We start from the raw sequence: 6,042 nt of genomic DNA on the forward strand, positions 1-6,042 counted from the left end.
CAGCTCGGTTCTGCAGGGGGCCTTCTGGTCGCCGCCGATGTGAATGCAGTCCCACCGGCGGGTATCGAGGGCTTGAAAGTCAATGCCAATGGCGAGCCGCTCGATGCGACACAGGCCGTCGGCATTGGTCCACTCTCCATCGGCAACGTCAAATACAAGACGCAAGCCGGTTTGTTCGAACAGATGATCAAGGCGAAAAAGCCGGTCATCTTTGATTTTCGGGATGCATTCACCCTTGCTCGCGACCTCGCCAAATAATCCCGCGATCCTGATCGCCGCGATTTCCGGACGCTCTCTGGCAGCAGCAGCGCGGCGTGCCGGTTTCCGGCCGCTGGTCGCTGACCTTTTCAACGATGCCGATACGCTGGCATTGGCGGACCGTGCCTTGATACTTTCCGGCAGCCTGCAGAACGGGATTGACGAGGAACGAATCACCCGGACGCTGACTGAACTTGCAGCCGACGACCAGCCGGTGGCTGTCGTCTATGGCTCGGGTTTCGAGCGCAGACCGGAGATGATCGAGGCGATTTCACGCCAGTTCCAGATCGCCGGTAACACTGCGCAAGCGATCCGACTGGTGAAGGACCCGGCCGGTCTGGCGCGGCTGTGTTCCGAGCTCTCGATACCGCATCCCGATGTTCGCTTCGATGCTCCGGAACATCCGCAAGAATGGCTGACCAAGCTCGCAGGCGGTGCAGGTGGTTCGCATGTGAAGCCCGCCAATGGCAATGGGTCGGGACACGAGCATTATTTCCAGCGCTTCATTCCGGGCAGGAACCTTTCCGCGCTCTTTCTCGCCGACAGGCAGGAGGCGCACATTGTGGGTTTCAGCCGGCAATGGTCGTCGCCTTCGGAACACACGCCATTTCGCTATGGCGGCGCGGTGCGACTGCGGCGCTACGACAAGAACAAGGCAGCACAGATCGAGGCTTGGCTGACGGCTTTGACCAAGCGCACCGGCCTTGCCGGCCTCAACAGCGCTGATTTCATCGATGGGGATGCCGGCCTCAATCTCATCGAGATCAATCCGCGCCCCGGCGCGACACTTGATATTTTCGATAGCGATCAGACCCCGCTGCTGCGCGAACACTTCCGCGCCGTCATGGGATCCAACATAACCTTACCCGCCTACAAGGGCTCGACCGCTTCGGCGATCGCCTACACGGCGAAAGCAATCAGCGCCTTTCCGAAAATCGATTGGCCGGCGCTGACGGCGGATCATCAGATGTCAGGAACAACACTTGAAGCAGGCGACCCTGTCTGCACGGTTTTTGCCACGGCTCCCTCCGCTGCAGCAGCGATGCGCGCCGTGAAGAGCCGCGTCAAGGAATTCGCGGTTAACTGGAGGGGGGATTTTCCATGAGGGACGGTCATGCCTATCTGAACAGAAACGCGCAACGCATAGCCGACAGCATGATCGAGGATGCGGACCGGCTCGGCGTCAGTCACAGTCGCGGAAGTCTTGGCGAGCATTTGATCGATGCGGGCGTAAACAGTCCGGGCGGCATTGAGGCCGCCCTGCGTATCGTCGAAATCTGCCTTGGCGGGCTTGGAACCGTTTCGGCAGGGCTGAGCTCGGGCAAGTGGCCCTATTCGGTCGATGTCCGCTCGTCGCAACCGGTTCTCGCCTGCCTCGCCAGCCAATATGCCGGGTGGAATCTCTCGCACGAAAAGTACTTCGCCATGGGTTCCGGTCCCGTGCGTGCGCTGGCAYGGGTGGAGCCGCTTTTCGAGGAAATCGCCTACCGCGAACCCAAGGCTCAATCATCGGTGATCGTGCTCGAAACCTCGACGCCGCCGCCGGCTGCAATCATCGACAAAGTTTCGAAGGCGACAGGGCTTGCGCCTGACAAGCTGACTTTCATCTATGCTCCGACGCAAAGCCTGACGGGCGCAGTGCAGATTGTCGGGCGCGTGCTCGAAGTCGCGCTGCACAAGGCGCACGACCTCAAATTCCCGCTGGCTGATATTGTCGATGGTGCAGGCCGCGCGCCAATCCCGGCGCCGCATCCTGACTTCCTGCAAGCCATGGGCCGGACCAATGATGCCATCATCTACGGCGGAACCGTCCAGCTGTTCGTCAAGGGCAGCGCTGAAGCGGCCCGCAACCTGGCGGAGCAACTGCCGAGCCATACGTCTCGCGACCACGGCCAGCCATTTGCCGATATTTTCAAGAAGTTCAAAGGGGATTTCTATGCCATCGATCCGCGCCTGTTCAGCCCCGCCGAGGTGATCGTTACAGCGATCGAAACCGGTGATACGTTCCGTCACGGCGGAATTCACGACGCAATGCTGGAACAATCCCTGGGCTGRGAGCCCGCACCGAAACTCAAAACGGGCTCTGAGACGCAGACATGACAGATACGATACTGATCCTTTCGGACCGGCCCGACCGCCAGGTGAAACAGCTGCGCGCCTCATTACGAAAGCTCGGGTTCAACGTCCTGGCGCTGCCGCTGGTGGATATCGGCTTCGACAGCCGCTATGCCTCCGGCATTGCGATCCCGCGCATGAACGGGGGCCTGCCCGCGGCGGTGATCGTGCGGTCGATTTCGTCGGGCACATTCGAGGCTATTACCCGCCGTCTCGGCATCCTCCATGCTTTTGCGCATCTTGGCGTTCCCGTGTGGAACTCCGCCAAGGCCATCGAGCGCTGTGTCGATAAATCCACCACCACGTTCCTGCTGGCACAGGCAGGATTGCCGACACCGGAAACCTTTGCTGTGGAAAGCGTCGCCAATGCCCGGTTAGTCGCGGCCCGCGAGCTCGTGCACGGTCCACTGGTGCTGAAGCCGCTGTTCGGCTCGCAAGGGAAAGGCATTCGCCTGATCCGCAGCGTCGAGGACCTGCCGGAGCCGGAAGAGGTCGACGACGTCTATTATCTGCAGCGTTTCGTGGCGCGCCCCGGACCCCCTTACTGCGATTATCGCGTTTTCACCTGCGATGGCGAAGTGTTGGGCATGATGGCGCGGCGGGCTGAAGGCTGGATCACCAATATTGCCAAAGGGGCGAAGGCGGAGGCTGTCGAAGGGCCGCTGCGCGCCAAGCTGGAAAGCCTTGMGCTTGCGGCTTCCGCAGCCATCGGCACCGATTTCGCCGGTATAGACATTATTCCGGCGGCGGACGGCAAATTGCTTGTCCTCGAGGTCAACAGCATGCCTGCCTGGACCGGGCTGCAATCCGTCGTTCCCGTGCGCATCGCCGATTGCATCGCCAACGCCCTGKCGGCTTGGATCGAGGACGAACTCGACGAGAGACCGGCCGCGTGACCGCGACGCGCGAACAGATAAGGCGCGCCTATATCGACGCCTGTTATCGGGAGATCGACGCCCTGAAACCCGGCAATGTGCATCGTTTTGCCGACGGTCATCGCATGAGCGCCGAGCAGTTTTTCGAAAGCGCGCAGGCTTCATCGCAGGCGGTGACGGACCCTGCCCTTTCCACCGGGCAGTGCATTCTTGCTGCAGTCAGGGAGACGCGTCGCAAGGTCGGAACCAACACCAATCTCGGTATCCTGCTTTTATGTGTTCCCTTGGCCAAGGCGGCGGCAAATGGCGGGCGAGACCTGCAAAGCAGCGTCGCTACAATTCTTGAAAAACTGGCCGTCGACGATGCGCGCGATGTCTTTTCGGCGATCATGCTGGCGCAGCCCGGTGGCCTCGGCTCCGCGTCCAAACATGATGTATCGACCGTCCCGCAAGTGTCACTGCTGGAAGCGATGGGCGAAGCCGCGGATCGCGACATGATTGCCCGGCAATATGTCAGCGGATTTGCCGATATTTTTGGCGGGGGTATCGAGGCCTACAATGCCGCTGCGAAACGCGGCGAGCGCGCGATGTGGCCAGTCGTTTTTACCTATCTATTTTTCCTTTCGGCATTTCCCGACAGCCATATCGTCCGCAAGCACGGCAGTGCAATTGCCGGAAAAACACAAAAGCAAGCACAACAAATTCTGACGCGGGTCGAAGTCCTTAATGATGGCAAAGAGCGCGAAAAGTTGCTTCTTGCTTTCGACGCCCAATTGAAAGCCGACAACATCAATCCCGGAACCTCCGCAGACCTGACAGTCGCGACGCTTTTTGCATTTGGGCTCAACTCTCTCTTGCATAATGGCGAGGTAAATGCTTGAATTTCCCCAGCGGATTTCGTCCGCTGCTATCTGGCCAACCGACCCCGCTCGAAGGGTGCTGTGAACAAGGATAGCTGTCCATCGAGAGTCGTGTCTCGAGGTACGGCGTCTTTGGACAAACCATTGGGAAAACGGTTTAGGAGGAAATTGGCCGTGGCAAAAATCAATAAGGTTATGGTTGGCGAATCGCTGATTGGCGATGGAAATGAAGTCGCGCATATCGATCTTCTGATCGGACCGCGTGGCAGCGCTGTCGAGACGGCATTCTGCAATGCACTGACGAACAACAAGGACGGGTTCACCTCCCTTCTTGCGGTTATTGCGCCGAATATGGCGTGCAAGCCGAATACGATTTTGTTCAACAAGGTTACGATCAAGGGCGCCAAACAGGCGGTCCAGATGTTCGGACCTGCGCAGCATGCAGTGGCTAAAGCGGTTCAGGACAGTGTTGCCGATGGCACCATTCCAGCGGACGAAGCCGACGATCTGTTCATCTGCGTCGGCGTCTTCATCCATTGGGAAGCAGAAGACGACGCGAAGATCCAGGACTTCAACTATCGTGCAACCAAGGAAGCGCTTCAGCGCGCAGTGACGGGCAAGCCGACTGCCGCCGAAGCAACCGCGCAGCGCGATYCAGTCAAGCATCCATTCAGCGCTTAGACACGAGACAACCCCGCACAGAGCAAACCCTCTGTGGAACCGGAGGGTCTGTTGCGCCGGTTGGCAAAAAGTCTGGGCTTCTAGACATGAAGAAGGGGGACACCCCCTTCTTCCACTGCCTTATCCCTGATTTTCATCCCGCATCAGAGACGAGATCGCCTCGGGTGCCAGCGCACCGCTATGCAGCGCCGTTGCCACGAGTGCAGCCGAGATGCCGATAGCTTGCAATTGTTCGAGATCGTGCACATTGCGTACGCCGCCGGCGGCAATCACCGCACGATGTCCGGCACGGCGCTTGATCTCTGTCAGGCGCTCGAAATCGGGACCAAAATTGGCCCCGATGCGGCCAAGCGTCATGACGATAATGCGCGATGGCCAGTTGTTTGCGTTTTCAAGAATCGATCGGGGACCAAGGAACGCGTCGCCGCGGAAATCCAGCGAGAGAACGAGGCGCGAGTTGGAGTGGCAGGCCTCCAGCAACGACGAATCAATTTGGGATTCGGACCCAAGGACGGGCCAGATGCCATCTGTCGCGAGAGCGATTTCCAGTTGCTCGCGGTCGTTGAAACCGGCGTCTAGCCAAATATCCGAGTGTGACAATAATGGCTGCAATTGGCCCAGGGAACTTGCCCGGCGGCGCTCTATTGCATCAAGATCGGCGACGTAGAAAGCCGAAAAGGGATAGACTTTGCGCAAGCCAGTCGCGACATCGAGTATATCGGCGGTTGGGCTAAGCGGGGTTTCGATGGGCCGGTAGGAATGGCGATCGCCCAGGCGCGCGCGGACCACGAGACCATCTTTTATGTCGAGTACCGGAATGATATGCACGGGTAAACCTTACGGAATGATGCGCCCATGAAATCCCGATTTGCCAACGAAGGAAAGCCCCTGATTACCGGTTGGGATATCGGCGGCGCTCATCTCAAGATGGCGCAGTGCCGGGATGGCGAAATCATTTCGGCGAAAATCTTCAAGACATCGCTCTGGCTCGGGCTGGAGCAGACGCGTGAGGCATTGCGGGAGGTCGGCCCGCTGCGGGGCGAAGGCAATATCAATGTCTTCACGATGACCGGCGAGTTGTCCGATACATTCGCCTCGCGCGATGCGGGAATTGCCAGCCTGCTGGACTTCATTGAAAAGGAATTCGGCGTTGAGAACACACTTATCTATGCGGGTCGAGCCGGGTTCTGCGACGTGCGTGCTGCGCGCAGCCTTGGCAGCGATATCGCCTCTGCCAACTGGCACGCCACCGC

The 6,042-nt window shown here is 59.2% G+C and carries 6 protein-coding genes and 2 pseudogenes; 7 read left to right on the forward strand and 1 reads right to left on the reverse strand.

The window, feature by feature from the left end; all coding sequences use genetic code 11:
* The 6 genes and pseudogenes from ACXJ5O_RS16500 to fae all read left to right on the forward strand — a co-directional run.
* Window positions 1-258 (forward strand): annotated as a pseudogene (locus tag ACXJ5O_RS16500) (methylenetetrahydromethanopterin dehydrogenase); the annotation flags it as partial.
* Window positions 224-1,363, forward strand: a complete 1,140-nt coding sequence (locus ACXJ5O_RS16505) for an ATP-grasp domain-containing protein (protein ID WP_457300837.1) — start codon at window positions 224-226, stop codon at window positions 1,361-1,363. The pseudogene ACXJ5O_RS16500 and the gene ACXJ5O_RS16505, both read left to right, overlap by 35 nt.
* The gene (mch, locus tag ACXJ5O_RS16510) at window positions 1,360-2,358 is read left to right on the forward strand and encodes a methenyltetrahydromethanopterin cyclohydrolase (protein WP_457300838.1); all 999 of its coding nucleotides are present in this window, start codon (window positions 1,360-1,362) and stop codon (window positions 2,356-2,358) included. Before ACXJ5O_RS16505 ends, mch begins: the two co-directional genes overlap by 4 nt.
* Complete coding sequence (locus ACXJ5O_RS16515) at window positions 2,355-3,269, forward strand: ATP-grasp domain-containing protein (RefSeq protein ID WP_457300839.1); 915 nt, start codon at window positions 2,355-2,357, stop codon at window positions 3,267-3,269. Before mch ends, ACXJ5O_RS16515 begins: the two co-directional genes overlap by 4 nt.
* Window positions 3,266-4,129 (forward strand): triphosphoribosyl-dephospho-CoA synthase, encoded by an 864-nt coding sequence (locus tag ACXJ5O_RS16520; protein ID WP_457300840.1) that lies wholly within the window; start codon window positions 3,266-3,268, stop codon window positions 4,127-4,129. Before ACXJ5O_RS16515 ends, ACXJ5O_RS16520 begins: the two co-directional genes overlap by 4 nt.
* 153 nt (window positions 4,130-4,282) lie before the next feature.
* Window positions 4,283-4,789 (forward strand): formaldehyde-activating enzyme, encoded by a 507-nt coding sequence (gene fae, locus ACXJ5O_RS16525; protein ID WP_457300841.1) that lies wholly within the window; start codon window positions 4,283-4,285, stop codon window positions 4,787-4,789.
* Between the two features lie 120 nt (window positions 4,790-4,909).
* On the opposite strand, the gene ACXJ5O_RS16530 is transcribed toward fae, so the two are convergent.
* Window positions 4,910-5,617 carry a HisA/HisF-related TIM barrel protein gene (locus tag ACXJ5O_RS16530; RefSeq protein ID WP_457300842.1) on the reverse strand — a complete coding sequence of 236 codons (708 nt, stop codon included), beginning with the start codon at window positions 5,615-5,617 and terminating at the stop codon, window positions 4,910-4,912.
* Between the two features lie 27 nt (window positions 5,618-5,644).
* Here ACXJ5O_RS16530 and ACXJ5O_RS16535 point away from each other — a divergent pair.
* A pseudogene (locus ACXJ5O_RS16535) lies at window positions 5,645-6,042 on the forward strand (hydantoinase/oxoprolinase family protein); the annotation flags it as partial.

This window comes from Phyllobacterium sp. P5_D12, assembly GCF_054049495.1.